The sequence below is a fragment of the Bacillus sp. JUb11 genome (genome assembly GCF_024807925.1).
GTDB classification, from domain to species: domain Bacteria; phylum Bacillota; class Bacilli; order Bacillales; family Bacillaceae; genus Bacillus; species Bacillus altitudinis.
This window is the reverse complement of record NZ_JANUEZ010000002.1, coordinates 79,258-93,918: the sequence shown is the minus strand read 5'-3', so window position 1 is coordinate 93,918 and position 14,661 is coordinate 79,258. Positions and strand designations below refer to the sequence as shown.

Sequence of the window (14,661 nt, the reverse complement as noted above, 5' to 3'; positions counted from 1 at the left end):
TAGATGTTTGCCTTCAAAAGATCAGAATTGAAAGGAAAGAAAATCATGAATCTATGGGATTTATTCGTGGCACTGGTTTTAGGAATTGTCGAAGGATTAACAGAGTATGCACCTGTCTCGTCTACAGGGCATATGATCATTGTTGATGATCTTTGGCTAAAATCAAAAGACATCATTACGCCAGAGGCTGCAAACACATTTAAAGTCGTGATTCAGTTAGGTTCTATTTTAGCTGTCATGATCGTGTTTAAAGATCGTATTTTGAACTTGTTAGGCTTAAAGAAAAATATCACAGAAGAACAAAAACGTAGCGGACATAAGCTGACCATTGCTCAAATTGCTGTTGGACTCGTCCCAGCCGTCATTTTAGGATTCTTATTTGAAGATTATATTGATAAATATTTGTTTGATGTGAGAACGGTCGCTGTCGGTTTGATTTTAGGGGCTGTGCTGATGCTTGTCGCTGATTGGATCAATAAACGTAAAACAGAAACAAGCTCTGTGGATAATATGACGTACAGACAAGCACTGTATATCGGGCTATTTCAATGTTTAGCACTATGGCCAGGCTTCTCGCGTTCAGGTTCTACAATAGCAGGTGGTGTTATTCTTGGACTGAATCACCGAGCGGCGGCTGACTTTACGTTTATTATGGCCATGCCGATTATGGCGGGAGCAAGCCTCTTAACACTTGTTAAAAATGCCGAATATTTAACAACAGACATGCTTCCATTCTTTATTGTGGGTTTTGTGAGTGCGTTTATTGTGGCTCTCTTTGTTGTTCGATTCTTCCTAAAACTGATTAATAAAATCAAACTTGTGCCTTTTGCGATCTACCGAATCATCCTAGGTCTGATTTTATTTATCCTGTTTATGTAATGATGGAAAACTACTCTTTTAAAAGAGTAGTTTTTTTGTTGTTTTGCCCTTTTAAACAGTAAAAACGGCCTCTTAATTGGTAGAAAAAGAAGTTTTTTCTTAAATTAGTGTTTAAGTGACAAAGAAAAGGGTAGTACATAGACATACCAATTAAAGGAGGAGTTAGAAATAATGAGGAAAACAAGTAAATTTTTTGTTAGCTCTATGATTGCTACGTCAATGGTTGCTGTCCCTTTATCTCTTACGACTTTTGGTCAAAAGGCTGAAGCTGCTACGACAACAGGTGTCGATGGAAGTGTCTCGATTGATCCAGTAGCCATTGCCGATAAAATTGAACAAGCAGTAAAATCATCTCAAAATCGTGATGGATTTGTAAAAAATGCGGCATACAGTGCATTCTATGAAGCAGGTCAAAATTACAACGTAGTTGTTCAAAACTTAAGCCAAGATCATGACTTTAGCGGACTGAACAATGTTGTTTATTATGATAGTGTTGAATATGACGGCATTACGTTTGGTATTTGGGTATTTGAAGATGGTACGTTTGTCAACAATGGTGACGGCGGCTATATTAACTGGACTTTTGTTGGCAGCTTTGACCGCGAAGAAGGAAGCGGTACTGTCGATTTCCATAAAAGATTCTAATCTCAACGTCAAAAGTCTGCCGATCCATCGGCAGACTTTTTTAAAGCGCACATTCTTCTATTTCAAAACCTAAATCTTCAATGATGTGATGATCGGTTTGAACTTGCTGTCCTTTTGTCGTTAAATAATCGCCAACGAAAATAGAGTTCGCTGCATATAATGCGAGAGGCTGAAGCGTTCGTAAATTAAACTCTCTTCCCCCAGATACTCGAATTTCCTTAGCCGGGTTGATAAATCGCATCAGTGCCAAAACCTTCAACGCTTTGATTGGATGTGTGCGTTCTTGATGTTCAAGAGGCGTTCCTTCAATTGCATGGAGAAAGTTGACGGGAATCGAATCCGCATCAAGGGCTCTCAGCGCAAAAGCCATTTCGACAATTTGTTGATTGGTTTCGCCCATTCCAATAATAACCCCTGAACATGGTGACATCCCTGACTGTTTGACCTTATCAATGGTCGATACGCGGTCAACATACGTATGGGTCGTTGTAATTTGAGCATGATGATCTTGATGTGTATTGAGATTATGATTATACCGATGAACACCCGCTTCCTTCAGCCGCTTCGCTTTTTCTTCATTTAATAACCCAAGGCATGCACAAACTTTCAAAGGCATTGTCTCGGTAATTTCCTTTACTGCTGCGGTGACTTCATCTAATTCACGGTGCGAAGGTGCTCTCCCACTTGCTACAATACAATAAGTCCCTGCTTTTCTTTTTAACGCCTCACGCGCACCGGCCACAATGGTTTTTTGGTCAAGCATTGTATACCTCTCAACAGGAGCTGTTGAAATCACCGATTGTGAACAATACCCGCAGTTTTCAGGACAATATCCGCTTTTGGCGTTAAAGATCATATTTAACTTCACCTTTTTTTGAAAAAAATGAAATCTCACCTGATAAGCTGCATGCATAATAGGCAGCAACTCTGCGTCGTCTGCTCCAAGAATTTTTAGACCTTCTTCCATAGTAATCGGTTCATGATTGATGGCTTTCTTCACGAGCGTTTCCCAAGACAAAGACGTTATTTTTCCCATCATAAGCCCCTCTCAATATGTAAACTTATTTTTATTAAAAGTTAACATAATAGATAGAGATTGGCAAGCACTGGTAAGCAGCTTAAGTAAAAACACAAAAAGGCGATGAACATATAGTCATCGCCTTTTCATATGAAAAAAATCGCTTAACGAACAGTAATATAGTTAATTACAAGCTCACCTAGTGAATTATAGTAAGACACTGTAACAGAACCGCGTTGTACAGCACGGATCCAAGTGAAGTTTGGAGCAGTTTGGTCTAATTGAATGGCATACGTTGCGCCTGAGACAGAAATTTGACTTGCTGGAAGTGAAACAGCGATTGAAGAACCTACAGTAAGTGTGCGGTTCACCGTAATCACTTTATTCATAATAGGAGCTTTTGCTATAACTGGTTCTTTAGGCTGTGCAGCTGCATGAGCACCTTCTGTTTGGAAGAACGTAAGAGCACCTAAAGCAGCTAAAGACAATGTACAAGCTTTCATTAATTTTTTCATCGGTAACACTCCTTTTTTTGGTATATACATATATTAATAATAATAGAATTATATGTCAATCAAAATAAGTGGAAAAATGAGTATTTTTGGTGAAAATTGTCACATATTATGTAGGGGAAGACGATTTTACCCAAAAAACACATGATTTTTTATTCATATGTCATTCTTTTTTAGGGGGAAAAAGAGACATAAAAAAAGCTGGGTATCTACCCAGCTATGTGATGCTTTATGAAAAGAGATCTTTTATTTGTCGTCTGTCTGTTTTGGCTGACGGCCTTTTTGTTTCTCTTTCTCTCTAATGTAGTTAATAAAGTCGATGGTTTGTCTTCGTGCTTCTTCAGAAAAATCGGAGGCAGCTTTAAACGCAATTTGTAAATCAGGATCATCTGCAAGATCGTCATCAGAGGCGTTTTTGTCTTTACCTGTGAGAAGATAATCTGTTGAGACCCCGTATAACTCGGCGATTTTCACAATCATTTCACCATCTGGCTTTCTCAATCCATACTCCCAGTTAGCATAGGTCGACATCGCCTTTAACCCGAGTTTTTTGGCAACGGTAGACTTACTCCATCCATGTTTCTCTCTTAATTCAGTTAGAATCTTTCCAGTCAAATTATCCATCGGAAACACCTTTTTTTCATATTATGTGTAAATTTTATCATGAATTACACGGAAAAGATAAATAAATACACAAAAAGAATAAAAATATGATTGACTTACTCGTTTTGTGTATATTATCATAATGAATATAACTTACACATAATGAGTAAGAGGTGGAAACATGAAACTTGAAAATTTACGAGAAGAACGAATATTACAAGGAAAAACACAAACGTATATGGCGAAAAAACTTGGATATAAGTACACGAGTGGCTATGCAAATATAGAAATGGGCCGAACAAAGCCCAGCTTAGAAATAGCCAAGCATATTGCAGATTTGCTAAATATCGGTGTTCAAGAGCTTTTTTTTGGTCAAAAGTTACACAAAAAGAGTAATAGTCTTGAGGAAGACCGTTCTTAAAAAGGGGAGACAAACAGAATGAATATCGAACATCCGATGGTGACACAAATGAATGATTTCGGCTATCCAAAACGTTACTGGCCATATGAAATGTCCCGAAATGGTTATCGATTAGAGGACGAGGACCGCGAGAAAGGATTTGATGATGATGAGACATCAGATGACATTTGATGCCCGAAAAGAAGCCCAGCATTGCCTAGTACAAGCTGGCGGCTGGATCACTTTTCATCAAAAAGAGCCGATTTTTGCTTTCCCCACGGCAGAAGAAAAACGCACATACATGACCCTCATGGCAGAAAAAGCCGTTGATGACAAGAAGAAGGAAAGGATGAATGCGACATGAATCGATTGAAGCAAATCATGACATTCCTGAAATGTTTGCTCAATGCGGGTCAAAACGAACAAGACATTCGGCAGTGGGCGAAGGATGACGGGAGATCGTAGCATGGTCCTTCATTTTATCATTGAAAAAGAACATTTATGCACAAAAGAGACATTGATAAACAGAATTCAAACAGCCGCTAAAGCGCAATGCACAAGCAAAATAAAAGGCGCATTATCACTCGACATTCGCTCATTTTACAATATGCCCATTGATCTAGCGAACAGCCAAGACACGCGTACATCTGCTGAAAAAGGCTTGATACGCCCGGTACACATCAGCATTCTTCAACCAAATTTGCAGTATATACAAGAAGCACTTCATGCCGTTACCGATGACGCCTCTTTACAGATTGTAGAATTAAGAGTTTCACAGTTTTATAGCATGCGTCCTCGAATGGAAATCATTTTAAATACGATGGGTGATGATATGAGATCCTCACCACCAAATAAGGAGACAAGCATATGAACGAGCCAAAACAACTCATGATTCAAGAAAACCAGACATTTGTCGGTGAAATGGAAAAAGGAAAGATTCAAGTCATTGTGTTAGATGGAAACGTAGGAACGGCTTATATGATGGATGTACCTGAGCATGGAAAAACGATTATTCAAACAGCAAAAGGACATTTTGCAAGAGTCGATCATGAGATTGGTTTTAAAATCAGCTAGTCTGATGAACAAGAACAACTGAATAAGTCCAAGACGGAAAGCCTGCGGACACTGATCAAGACCCTATAAAAAGGGGCTGATTGGTGTCCGTTTTTTATTTTCTTAAAAAAGGGAGAGAGCATAGATGCAAGATTTACTGATTGAATATAAAAGAAGTTTAAAAGATGCCAGAAAACGATATGAACAATTGAAAGACAAAGAAGAGAAACAGATGTCAGATCAGGACAAACATGATCAAAAAATGATCGCCAGTATGGTCAGTGATTTAGAATACGTGGTGGAATGGCTTCAAATCGGTAGAGAGCCAGGCGCACGCAGAGGATTAGATAGACGGTCTGTGTATCAGCGAACCATTCTTGCTAATCAAGAGGTATTAGAGGCTTTATCACATGAATACACCCTCATTCAAGAGAAAGAAAGAGAGGTAAGTGAGCGGGATAAAAAGCGAATCGATGAAGCTTTGTCTGTTTTAACAGATCGAGAGAAAGACGTGTTTTTTATGCACACAACACAGGGTCTGTCATTTAGCGAGATTGCGATCATGCTAGATGTAAAAAAAGGAACAGTCCAAAAACATATGGAAAGAGCTCGGACCAAAATGTCCAAAAAAGTACAAGAACGTCTATTCAGAGCTGCTGAATAGGCGTTTTTTCTTTCATCACATCAATCTTCAAAAGCTTGTCTTACAGTTGCCACCTATAGTTAGAAAGACCAAACGAATGTTTGCTAGCCCGGCACAAATGATTTCTCTTCAGGGAATCATTCGAACTAAAAGGAGGCGGCAGGTGAATGTAAATGAAAGATAAACGGATAGAGGCTAAGCAGGATTATATGAAAGGGATGACGTACCAGCAACTAGCCGATCATTACAACGTCTCCATCCATACCGTTAAATCATGGAAAAGACGATACGGCTGGCAAAGACAAAAAACACCGTCAAAGCAGGCGCACTCGATCTTTCACCAATTTCTTTCAGATGAAACGATTGAAATCATGGAAAAAATGGATGGGCGCACATCTCTTGATATCATCTGGGATCAAATTCAAATTCAATACGCAGCCATTATTCGAGCGCAGCGCATCATGCATGTAGCAGATCAAGATGACATGATCAAAGAACTGAAAAAGGCGACGTACTTGCCTTCTTCATTAGAGGAAGAAACAGGCGAAGGCATTCATCCAGAGCCAGAGATCACGGCAGAGGAATTTTCGTTTCAATTTTCATGGGATCGGCATGCTACTTTTTTAAATGCCCAATCTCGTGCAATGGGAGAACTAAGACGGCTGATTAAACAGTTTGAAGAGCTCGCTCATGCGAAAGATGAACGAAGATTAAGGCTGAAGCAAATTGAGCTGACAATCGAAAAAACAAAAAAAGCAGTTCGTGAGGAAAAAGAAGAAGATCTTCATATCATGATCAAAAGAAAAGAGGACGATTCATGACGCCGTTGATTGAAAAAGAAGTCAATCCTCATTTTGAACACTTTTTGTTCGATTGGAATCAAAAGTTTCAGTTTTTAGTAGGCGGTTATGGCTCCTCCAAAAGCTATCACATTGCTTTAAAGCTGATTTTAAAACTGCTTGAGGAAAAACGAACAGCACTTGTCATTCGAGAAGTGTATGATACGCACCGGGAGTCGACCTACTCTCTTTTACAAGAAATCGTCAGCGATCTTGGCATTGATCATCTAGTAAAGTGCCGCAGTTCACCGCTTGCTCTCACTTTTCGCAATGGGAGCAGCATTTTATTTAAAGGACTGGACAAGCCTGAGAAATTGAAGTCGATCAACAACATCTCAATTATTTGGATTGAGGAGTGTTCCGAGGTTTCATATGAAGGGTTTAAAGAACTGCTTGGAAGGCTGAGACATCCGGTTTTACCTCTTTATATGATGTTATCGACGAATCCCGTTGGTCAGGATAATTGGACGTACAGACATTTCTTTAGAGATGAACAGCTGAAACGATTTGTCCTTGATGACGAAACCTTATACAAACAGCGAACCATCGTGATAAAAGATACGTACTATCACCACTCAACAGCAGAAGACAATCTATTTCTTCCTAGAAGCTATGTCAAGCAGCTGGATGAGCTGAAAGAATACGATCCAGATCTTTATCGAATTGCAAGAAAGGGATACTTCGGTATCAATGGCACAAAAGTGTTTCCGCAATTTGAGGTCAGACAGCATGCTGACGTATTAGATGCGATCGGGCAGATTGAAAGACCGCTGAAACGAGCGGGGATGGATTTTGGATTTGTCGAATCCTACAATGCGCTCATTCGGTTAGCTGTCGATCATGAAAAAAAGTACTTATATATTTATTGGGAATATTACGACCGCGGGAAAACAGATGATGAAACAGCTGTTGATTTGAAAGAATTTGTTGAATCAAAGGAACTCATTAAGGCAGACGCAGCAGAGCCTAAAACGATTCACTATTTTCGGCAGCGCGGATTTCAAATGGTCGCTGCGCATAAGTTCCAAGGGTCACGTTTGCAATATACAAAGAAAATCAAACGATTTAAGAAAATCATTTGTTCTGATGCTTGCCCTTATACCATCTATGAACTTCAATCACTAACCTATAAGGCAGATAAGAACGGCCGCTTAGAAGAAGATGAATTTCAAATCGATCCACACACATTATCCGCCATTTGGTATGCGCTAGATGATTATGAGGTGACCGATTTGAAACAGACTGCTTCAGAGCGTGTCCGTCCAAACCGAGAGAGGAGGTCCATACAATGAAACAATTAAAAGCAACGATTATGAAGGCCAACATGTCTGATCATACAAAACAAATGTATGAGGATGAATTTTCATACGAAAAAGATGACATTGTCCCGCCGCCCTACCATATCAATGAATTAAAAAGCATGGCAGAATACTCAACGATTCTTCAGCAATGTATAGATGCGTATCGAACAAACATTTTAGGCTTTGGCTTTGGGGTGGAATACGCCTTTGATTTTAATGCGGAAGATGTGAAACCGGTCAAAAAGAAGACAGCCGAGAAGGAATGGACAAGACTCGAAGAGTTTACGAAATACATGAACTATGATGAGTCTGCTGACGTGATTCTTGGTTATGTCCTAGAAGACCGGGAGAAAACAGGAAATGGCTTTTTAGAGGTGCTGCGGGATGGACAAGGAAAGCCGGCAGGAATCGAGTATTTGGATGCACTCCATATTCGCATTTGCAAGTTGAGTGAGCCAGTCGACGTCGAATTCCACTACACAGAAAACGGCGAATTAAAGACGATGAATCGCAAGAAACGATTCCGAAAATATGTGCAGGTCATCAATGAGAAGAAAGTCTTTTTCAAGGAGTATGGTGATCCGCGCATATTAAATTATGAAACAGGCAAGTACGATGATGCTACACCAGAACCACTTCAAGCAACAGAAGTCATTCATTTTAAAATTGGCAGTGGGACGTATGGGATTCCCCGCTGGATTGGCAACATCGTCAATATGTATGGCGCACGAAAAGCAGAAGAGCTGAATTATCTTTATTTTAAGCAAGGAAGGCATGTACCTGGTGCCATCATTGTTGAAAACGGCATGCTGTCAGAGACTTCTTATCAGCAGCTACAAGATTATATGGATGATATTGAAGGGTCTGATCATGCGCATAAGTTTTTATTGCTCGAAGTAGAAGGGCTTCCGACAGAAAAAGGATTAACAGGTGAAGAAGATGTATCAAATGTCAAAGTGAATTTTAAATCCTTGGCGGAAATCCTGCAAGAGGATGCGCTCTTTTTAGAATACGATGAAAAGACGAGAAACAAAATCCGCTCCGCTTTTCGTCTGCCGCCTATTTACACAGGAGAGTCACAAGATTATAACAAGGCTACAGCAGATACCGCGCGAAAAACAACGGAGGAGCAAGTGTTTCAGCCAGAGCGGCATCTTATTGCAGGGAAACTCAATACTCTTTTTCTCCCGGATTTAGATATATGGCATGTCCGCTTTCTATTAAATGGTCCTGACTTTAGAGATCCATTAGAGATAGCGAAGGTTCTAACACCATTTATTCAGGCTGGGGCAGTATCGCCAAATGATTTACGAGATCTTGCGGGGCGTATTCTTGGTAAGACGTTAGAGGAATGGCCGGAAGAATTCTACCACCGACCTTTAGAAAGCCGCATAAAAACAGCTAATGGGCTGTCTCCATCCGAGTCAAACCAGCTGGAGAAATAAAAGGACGTGAGCTTTTTTTGAAAGGGGGTGAACATATGCCAAGGGAATTAAAAAACGCAAAAATTACACATGTTTCCTATGTGGACAAGGCCGCCAACCAAAAGAAATTTTTCTTGATGAAAGCAAAGAAAAAGCAGTCTGACTTTCAAAAAGAAGTCAGTGTCCTGACGAAGGCAGAGGATGCGCATCGCCTCGTATATGGCGTCGTGTATGAACCGAATACACCTGATGCACATCAAGACTTTATGTCGGCCAAAGAAATTGAAAGAGCAGCACACGGTTTTATGAAAGATGCCCGTCACATTGATAAACAGCATGATTTTCAAGATGGTGTTGGTGAAGTCGTCGAATCATACATTGCCCCAGCGGATTTTGAAGTAGGCGGGGAGCTGATTCAAAAAGGATCTTGGGTACTTGTGACAAAGGCATCACAAGATATTTGGGACCAAATTCAGCAAGGCCATATTACAGGCTACTCAATGGCTGGAACAGCAGACATCATCGCAATAGAGGAACACGATCAGCTCCTATCTCAAGAAACGAACGAGAGAGGGCTTTTTTCTTTGCTGAAAAATTTCTTTTTGAAAGAGGAAGGTGCAAATATGCCACAACAATTTTGGAGCGTTTTAGATCATCTGCTGGAAACGTTGCAGTCAAGTGATGGTGATGAGTCTAGCGTAAGAGCGGCACTTGAACAATTGATTCCAATCGTGCAGGATGTGTTGAAAACAAATGATGTCCTCCAAACGATTGGTGAAAGACCAGCATCCGTTCAAAAGCAAGATGCCGGATTAACGACTGATCAAGTACGCGAACTAGAAAAAGCAAAAATGGCCATCGACAACGTTTTACAAGCGGATAAACAAGGGACAGATCAAACAGGTGAAGAAGAACCTGTGCAAAAAGTGCTGGAGCAAGTGGTTGCGCCAATTCGTCATCAGCTCTCTACCTTAGAGAAATCAGCAGGCAGAGAAAAAGCAGCGATTCAGGAAGTGCTTCAGCAACAGCTACTGCCTATTTCAGAGCGGATACACATGCTTGAAAAAGCGCGGGGCATTTCTAAACAAACAAATTACGATACACAAAATGATATGACAAAGCCCATATGGGATGGCTTACTATAAGCCTAAATAAGGAGGAAAAAGTGTGAGAAATCAAGAGTTGATTCGCAAGGCTGAAATGACACTTGCCAGCTTAAAAACAGGCGGTCTCATGAACGCAGCCCAATCCAACACATTCATTAGAATGATGCAAAATACACCAACCGTTTTAAATGATGCACGTATCATTCCAATGGAAAGTGATTCACAAAAAATCGAAAAAATCGGCTTCGGTCAGCGCATTTTACGCCCAGCAGAAGAAGGCAAAGCGCTTGATGCAAAAGACCGTGTTGTTCCAGCGACAAGCACTGTCCAGCTCAATGCAAAAGAAGTCATTGCTGAGATCCATATGACGTACGACAGCATTGAAAACAACATTGAAAAAGACGGGATTCAGCAGACCATTATGCAAATGCTGGCGGAACGAGCGGCAGTCGATATTGAAGAACTGATCGTCAACGGTGATACAACATCACAAGATCCATTTTTAGCTCAAATGGATGGCGTACGAAAACAGGCAGTTTCTCATATTGTCGATGCGAATGGAGCGGAAATTAGCCGTCAAATGTTCAAACAAGCCTATAAAGCGATGCCGTCAAAATATTTACGTGTACCTCAGGATTTCCGTTTTTATACATCCCCAAGTTTAGAGGTCGAGTGGAAAGACCAAGTAGCAAACCGTCAGACAGGTCTCGGAGATGCGGCGATTCAAGGCGGACTTTCTTCTGCATTCGGTGTTCCGGTCAAAGGTCTTGCCAATATGCAGCCATATGATGAAGAAGGAACAGACGTATCAGATATTTTACTGACACATCCGAAAAACATTATCGTAGGGTTTTCTCGCAATATTCGTATTGAAGTAGAAAAAGATATTCGCAGCCGTAAGTTTATCATTGTTCTGACAGCGAAGCTCGACAGCAAATTTGAGGAAGAGGATGCTGTAGCCAAAGTAATGAAAGTGAAAGAGTAGGTGACAGCAGGCTATGATCATTTCTGCTGAGGAACTACAAGCCTATTCTGTATTTGATCGCGTGAAAAATCGTTCTGTAGAGAGACTAGCGGCAGATATTATTGAAGCAGAAGCAGCGGTATTTCAAATTGTCGGGCACGATTTTACACATGAAAAATATCAGCCCATTCCTGAAAAAGCAAGGATCGCCTTATTAAAAATGGCCCAGTATTTTGCCATGCTGAATGATGATGAATCCATGATGAAAGGCTTGACTTCAGAAAAAATGGGTGATTATTCATATGCAAAGGCAGCGGACAAAGTGAAAGGCAGACCTTATGTGTATGCCCTTCTTGTTGATTATATTGAACCTTCACTAACTGGCGGCAGCGCCAATTTAAAGGTGAGATCATTATGAGTTATGATTCTCTATTAACGGATCGCTGTGATCTTTTTCACTTAGAGAATGAAGAGGCAGTCCGCGGCAAATTTGGTATACCAGCAGGAGATCTGCAAACGGACATCTCTTATCCTGATACACCAAGTATGAGAGATGTGTCTTGCTATGTTGTAGAAAAAAGCCAGTCACTCGTGCAAGAAGAACCGAATACAGTCATCTATCAGTCCTATCTCGTCCATTTCCCTTTAGCAAGCGACATTCGCTTGCATGACAAAATGGTGTGGAACGGCATCTCACTCAAGTTGCAGCAGCCAAAAAGAGTGAAAAATCATCACATGGAAGTGATGGCCGTCAGAAAGGAAAACCTATGAAAATTGATGGACTTGACCGGCTGCTATCCCAGCTCCAACAGGCAAATAGTGGCGGCTTAACGGCGCAATATCAAGAGTGGTTACAGGAAATGGGCTTACAGTTTTTAGACATCATTCAAGATGAAATCATCAAAGAAAAGGCTGTTGATACAGGACGTCTCCTCAATTCCTTTCAAAAAGGTGACAAGGAGAATCACTTTCTCACTTCCCGAGGCGGGCTCACGCTAGAAGTAGGGACACAGCTCGATTATGCCTCTTACGTGAATGATGGACATGCCATTTCTTCAAATGGAGAACGAAGATGGGTGCCTGGCAGATGGAACGGCAGCCGCTTTGAATATGATCCGAATGCCAGTACTGGCATGATGCTTTCATCTCAATGGATTGAAGGAAATGGGTACTGGGATCATGCCGTCATGCTCTATGAACAAATGTTTGAACACTCGCTGGATCGAAAGCTTCAAAGCTGGATCGATCGACATTTTGGGAGGTGATGGAATGAATCAAGAAGTCGGGGCAATCATGCATTATATATACACACGCTATCCAGTGAAAATGTATGATCGTCTTCTGCCAGAGCGTTTTCAAGTGCCATCTGTTTATGTGCCGCCAGTGACTGTCATTAGTGGTCCAGATACAGTGTCTACTTTTATGAAATCTTATTCGCTGCAAGTGAAAGTGTTTCATATGGATACAGAAAAAGCGCATGATGCGGCGGAAACAGTCGTCGATGCATTGCTTGCTGATCGTCAAATCATTCAGATGATCAGTGAAGATGGAGAGGTGCTTGATGATTATGTCCGCATAAAAAGAGTGGAAACAAGAATCATAGATCAAGGTGTAGCAGCGATTGTCCTGACATGGGATAGCAGCTATTGGTACAACCGAGATAAACAGCCAAGCCTAGAAGATATCAATTTTTCAGATGGGGTGATCAAACGTGAGCAAGACTAAAAAAACACAGCTCGATCAAACAGCGGGCGAAGAAAAAGAATTTGGCTTTTCATTTGAAGCCTTAAAAGAGCACAGCAAGGATCTTTTTGGGGTAAAACCAGAAATCCTTGAAGGTGCTCTTTTTTATATCAAACATCAACCAATTACAAAAACAGAAGCAAAGAAGCACATCGATGCTTTTTTGTCCAAGGAGGTTTAAAGGATGAACGGAGGCACTTTTACACCAGGTACAGAGAAAAAGCGTCCTGGCATTTACTTTAATTTTAAAACAACAGCAGAGCAGCGAATTACTTTAGGCGAGCGAGGAACAGTTGCACTTCCTCTTGTCATGAGCTGGGGAGAACCAAAAACCTTTATTTCCGTTTCCGATATGGAAGACTTAAATAAAAAGGTCGGGCTCAACATTGATGATAAGTCACTTCTTCTTTTCCGTGAAGCGAAGAAAAAAGCGCAAACGGTCTTGCTTTACCGCCTAAACGAAGGAGAGCCAGCCAAAGCGGAAATCGCAGAAAACTTTGTGGTTACTGCCAATTACGGTGGTCAAAAAGGAAATGAGATTACCATTCAAGTGGCAGAAAATGTACTCGACAGCACAAAACGTGACGTCATCACCTATCTTGGAACAGATATTGTCGATAAACAGGTGGTCACAGATGTCAAAGATCTTGTGAAAAACAAATACGTTCAATTTTCTGGTGAAGGCGAAGCGGTCATTACTGCTGGAGCGGCTTTAAGCGGCGGGAAAAACGGTGTGGCAAGTGTCGCAGATTATACAGCTTTCCTAGAAGCAGCTGAAACGGAATACTTTGATGTTATTGCACTCCCAGTCGATAATAGTGAGCAATTAAAAGCAACATTCGCGTCATTTATTGAGCGTTTACGTAATAAGCAAGGACGTAAGGTGCAAGGCGTTGTGGCTAACTATGCAGCTGATCAAGAAGGTATCATCAATGTCACAAGCGGTGTTGTTTTAGAAGACGGAACAGAACTCGCGCCTGCTCAAACAACAGCTTGGGTCGCAGGAGCAAGTGCAGGAGCGACTTTTAATCAGTCACTGACCTTTGTTGAATACGAAGGCGCAGTCGATACATTAGAGCGTCTTGATAATGATCAAGTAGAATACCGTTTATCACAAGGAGAGTTTCTTTTCACTTTCGATGCAAGAGACCGCACGGTGAGCGTTGAAAAAGATATTAACTCTTTGACAAGCTTCACGGTTGAAAAGAACCAGCAAATGGCGAAAAACAAAATCATCCGTGTGCTAGATGCAATCAACAATGATTTAACATTTGAACTGAAAAATTTGATTAAATTACGCAAAGCCAATGGCAATGACATTCCAGCATCTGATGATGGAGTGCAGCTTGTGAAAACACTGATTACACAGTATCTCACACAACTTCAAGATGGCAGCGGTATTACAGGCTTTAACTCAGAAACAGATATCGTCATTGGCCTCAATGAAGATCGTGATGGATTTATCATCGATTTAGCAGTACAGCCAGTAGACGCAGCAGAAAAATTCTATTTCAATGTGGAGGTGAAGTAA

22 protein-coding genes are annotated in these 14,661 nt (G+C 40.9%); 19 read left to right on the top strand and 3 right to left on the bottom strand.

The genetic code is table 11. From position 1 onward, the window contains the following. The first annotated feature begins 45 nt into the window (after positions 1-45). Both M2369_RS03710 and M2369_RS03705 read left to right on the top strand, forming a co-directional pair. Positions 46-879 (top strand): undecaprenyl-diphosphate phosphatase, encoded by an 834-nt coding sequence (locus M2369_RS03710; protein WP_024719699.1) that lies wholly within the window; start codon positions 46-48, stop codon positions 877-879. Positions 880-1,050: 171 nt separating this feature from the next. Then, positions 1,051-1,524 carry a hypothetical protein gene (locus M2369_RS03705; RefSeq protein WP_007500557.1) on the top strand — a complete coding sequence of 158 codons (474 nt, stop codon included), beginning with the start codon at positions 1,051-1,053 and terminating at the stop codon, positions 1,522-1,524. A 40-nt stretch (positions 1,525-1,564) separates the two neighbouring features. Here M2369_RS03705 and bioB read toward each other — a convergent pair whose 3' ends face one another. The 3 genes from bioB to M2369_RS03690 all read right to left on the bottom strand — a co-directional run bounded on the left by bioB (position 1,565) and on the right by M2369_RS03690 (position 3,678). Then, complete coding sequence (bioB, locus tag M2369_RS03700) at positions 1,565-2,560, bottom strand: biotin synthase BioB (RefSeq protein ID WP_045034531.1); 996 nt, start codon at positions 2,558-2,560, stop codon at positions 1,565-1,567. Between the two features lie 146 nt (positions 2,561-2,706). Further along, positions 2,707-3,057, bottom strand: coding sequence for a hypothetical protein (locus M2369_RS03695; protein ID WP_003213146.1), 351 nt, complete (start codon positions 3,055-3,057; stop codon positions 2,707-2,709). 243 nt (positions 3,058-3,300) lie between these two features. Beyond that, positions 3,301-3,678: a helix-turn-helix domain-containing protein gene (locus tag M2369_RS03690; RefSeq protein WP_007500560.1), complete on the bottom strand. Its 378-nt coding sequence runs from the start codon at positions 3,676-3,678 to the stop codon at positions 3,301-3,303. Between the two features lie 160 nt (positions 3,679-3,838). Between M2369_RS03690 and M2369_RS03685 the strand changes: the two genes are divergently transcribed. From M2369_RS03685 to M2369_RS03605, 17 genes are all read left to right on the top strand, one after another. After that, on the top strand, positions 3,839-4,078 hold the full coding sequence (locus tag M2369_RS03685; RefSeq protein ID WP_017358976.1) for a helix-turn-helix transcriptional regulator: 240 nt from the start codon (positions 3,839-3,841) through the stop codon (positions 4,076-4,078). Between the two features lie 18 nt (positions 4,079-4,096). After that, positions 4,097-4,249: a hypothetical protein gene (locus M2369_RS03680; RefSeq protein ID WP_162835675.1), complete on the top strand. Its 153-nt coding sequence runs from the start codon at positions 4,097-4,099 to the stop codon at positions 4,247-4,249. Continuing rightward, positions 4,227-4,421, top strand: coding sequence for a hypothetical protein (locus M2369_RS03675; RefSeq protein WP_226650593.1), 195 nt, complete (start codon positions 4,227-4,229; stop codon positions 4,419-4,421). The genes M2369_RS03680 and M2369_RS03675 overlap by 23 nt, the downstream gene beginning before the upstream one ends. A gap of 102 nt (positions 4,422-4,523) precedes the next feature. Beyond that, positions 4,524-4,928, top strand: coding sequence for a RusA family crossover junction endodeoxyribonuclease (locus M2369_RS03670; RefSeq protein WP_041507685.1), 405 nt, complete (start codon positions 4,524-4,526; stop codon positions 4,926-4,928). A 17-nt stretch (positions 4,929-4,945) separates the two neighbouring features. Continuing rightward, positions 4,946-5,131 carry an XtrA/YqaO family protein gene (locus M2369_RS03665; RefSeq protein WP_370648332.1) on the top strand — a complete coding sequence of 62 codons (186 nt, stop codon included), beginning with the start codon at positions 4,946-4,948 and terminating at the stop codon, positions 5,129-5,131. Between the two features lie 124 nt (positions 5,132-5,255). Continuing rightward, entirely contained in the window at positions 5,256-5,774 is a 519-nt protein-coding gene (locus M2369_RS03660; RefSeq protein WP_096881788.1) for a sigma-70 family RNA polymerase sigma factor, read from the top strand. Between the two features lie 152 nt (positions 5,775-5,926). Beyond that, the gene (gene terS / locus M2369_RS03655) at positions 5,927-6,574 is read left to right on the top strand and encodes a phage terminase small subunit (protein WP_008344125.1); all 648 of its coding nucleotides are present in this window, start codon (positions 5,927-5,929) and stop codon (positions 6,572-6,574) included. A gap of 8 nt (positions 6,575-6,582) precedes the next feature. Then, complete coding sequence (locus M2369_RS03650) at positions 6,583-7,884, top strand: PBSX family phage terminase large subunit (RefSeq protein ID WP_256689362.1); 1,302 nt, start codon at positions 6,583-6,585, stop codon at positions 7,882-7,884. Beyond that, the gene (locus M2369_RS03645) at positions 7,881-9,338 is read left to right on the top strand and encodes a phage portal protein (protein ID WP_259253398.1); all 1,458 of its coding nucleotides are present in this window, start codon (positions 7,881-7,883) and stop codon (positions 9,336-9,338) included. Before M2369_RS03650 ends, M2369_RS03645 begins: the two co-directional genes overlap by 4 nt. Positions 9,339-9,373: 35 nt before the next feature. Beyond that, positions 9,374-10,462 (top strand): XkdF-like putative serine protease domain-containing protein, encoded by a 1,089-nt coding sequence (locus M2369_RS03640; RefSeq protein ID WP_259253397.1) that lies wholly within the window; start codon positions 9,374-9,376, stop codon positions 10,460-10,462. Positions 10,463-10,484: 22 nt separating this feature from the next. Continuing rightward, positions 10,485-11,408: a phage major capsid protein gene (locus M2369_RS03635; protein ID WP_008344119.1), complete on the top strand. Its 924-nt coding sequence runs from the start codon at positions 10,485-10,487 to the stop codon at positions 11,406-11,408. Positions 11,409-11,421: 13 nt separating this feature from the next. Then, positions 11,422-11,805, top strand: coding sequence for a protein YqbG (gene yqbG / locus M2369_RS03630; protein ID WP_024719690.1), 384 nt, complete (start codon positions 11,422-11,424; stop codon positions 11,803-11,805). Continuing rightward, the gene (locus tag M2369_RS03625; RefSeq protein ID WP_056702588.1) at positions 11,802-12,158 is read left to right on the top strand and encodes a YqbH/XkdH family protein; all 357 of its coding nucleotides are present in this window, start codon (positions 11,802-11,804) and stop codon (positions 12,156-12,158) included. Before yqbG ends, M2369_RS03625 begins: the two co-directional genes overlap by 4 nt. Further along, a complete protein-coding gene (locus M2369_RS03620) occupies positions 12,155-12,652 on the top strand; it encodes an HK97 gp10 family phage protein (RefSeq protein WP_025207873.1) in 498 nt (165 codons plus the stop codon). The genes M2369_RS03625 and M2369_RS03620 overlap by 4 nt, the downstream gene beginning before the upstream one ends. Before the next feature lie 4 nt (positions 12,653-12,656). Further along, positions 12,657-13,112 carry a phage tail terminator family protein gene (locus M2369_RS03615; RefSeq protein ID WP_047946736.1) on the top strand — a complete coding sequence of 152 codons (456 nt, stop codon included), beginning with the start codon at positions 12,657-12,659 and terminating at the stop codon, positions 13,110-13,112. Next, positions 13,099-13,311 carry a YqzN/YkzM domain-containing protein gene (locus M2369_RS03610; protein WP_008344108.1) on the top strand — a complete coding sequence of 71 codons (213 nt, stop codon included), beginning with the start codon at positions 13,099-13,101 and terminating at the stop codon, positions 13,309-13,311. The genes M2369_RS03615 and M2369_RS03610 overlap by 14 nt, the downstream gene beginning before the upstream one ends. A gap of 3 nt (positions 13,312-13,314) precedes the next feature. Further along, positions 13,315-14,661, top strand: a complete 1,347-nt coding sequence (locus M2369_RS03605) for a phage tail sheath family protein (protein ID WP_024719687.1) — start codon at positions 13,315-13,317, stop codon at positions 14,659-14,661.